We start from the raw sequence: 1096 nt of genomic DNA on the forward strand, positions 1-1096 counted from the left end.
CGGCGTGAGCGTGGCTCACCACGTTGACCCTCCCGACGGCGCTGCGGGCGTCGGCGACGACGCGCGGCTCGCCGTCTTCGCTCTCGAAGTGAATGCCGTCTCGATGCCGTACGGTCACTGGACGCGATAGGGGCTCGAGGACCGTCCCGTTGTCGCTTCGCCGCTCGATTCCCTCGACTGTCATCGCTCCTTCCTTTTAGTAGCGGATCTCGAACCCGTCCTCGCCCCGCGGCTCCTCGTAGTCGGCCTCGACGCGCTCGACATCGGCCGCGGGGCTGCCCTCGTGACACCACTCGATCATCGACTCGACCGCGGCCTCGGAGCCCTCGAAGACCGCCTCGACGCGGCCGTCCTCGAGGTTCCGTACCCAGCCGTCGACGCCCGTCTCATGGGCCGTATCGCGCGTGTTTGCACGGTAGTAGACGCCCTGTACGGTTCCGGAGACGAAGACGTGTGCGCGGGTTCGGTCCGTCATGTGCGAGCCATGGATCCCGACCGCCAAAAATCCGGGTCCGCTCGAGCAGCGAACGGACCTCTCAGCGGCACTCGACGACCGCCGATTCCGTTCAGAACTCGGTGCCGCGTCGCGCCCGCTGCCCGTCGTCGATCGGGTGTTTTACCTTTCGGACGTTCGTGATCAGGTCGGCGCGATCCGCCAGGTACGACGGCTCGGTGTGGCTCCCCGACAGTACGAGCTCGAGATCGTCCGGCTTCGCGTCGATGAGAGCGTGGACGTCCGTCTCGGAGAGCAGCCCGCGATCCGCGGCGTAGAGGACTTCGTCGAGGATCAGCATGTGGACGCCCGCTTCCGGCTCCGCGTCGAGGTCGATCGGCTCGCCGAGGTCGGTCTCTCCCGCCGCTTCGAGCAGTTCGCGAGCGCGCTCGAGGCCGGCCTGCGCTTCGGCCTCGTGGTCCGCCTCGTCGCTGCCGTCAGCCATCCCGTGCCAGCCGTAGTGGCCGAGGTTCTCGTAGCTCAGTCCGGGGAGCATGGCGATCGCGTTGTACTCGCCGCGCACCGCGTCGACGCTCGAGGCCCCGCCCTTCATGAACTGGAGCATGTGGACGCGGTAGCCGTGGCCCGCGGCGCGCAGCCCCA

General features: G+C 68.2%; 2 protein-coding genes and 1 pseudogene. All 3 read right to left on the reverse strand.

Going from position 1 to position 1096, the window contains the following annotated elements; all coding sequences use genetic code 11:
- Positions 1-184 (reverse strand): annotated as a pseudogene (locus tag PGX04_RS05970) (hypothetical protein); the annotation flags it as partial.
- Between the two features lie 12 nt (positions 185-196).
- Entirely contained in the window at positions 197-475 is a 279-nt protein-coding gene (locus PGX04_RS05975) for an acylphosphatase (RefSeq protein ID WP_273737670.1), read from the reverse strand.
- A 91-nt stretch (positions 476-566) separates the two neighbouring features.
- On the reverse strand, positions 567-1096 hold a 530-nt coding region (locus PGX04_RS05980; protein WP_273737671.1), incomplete at its 5' end, for a cob(I)yrinic acid a,c-diamide adenosyltransferase.

This window comes from Natrinema soli (genome assembly GCF_028618695.1).

Coding starts and splice junctions, on each gene's coding strand:
- PGX04_RS05975 (WP_273737670.1), bottom strand. CDS start 475: ATGACGGACCGAACCCGCGCACACGTCTTCGTCTCCGGAACCGTACAG.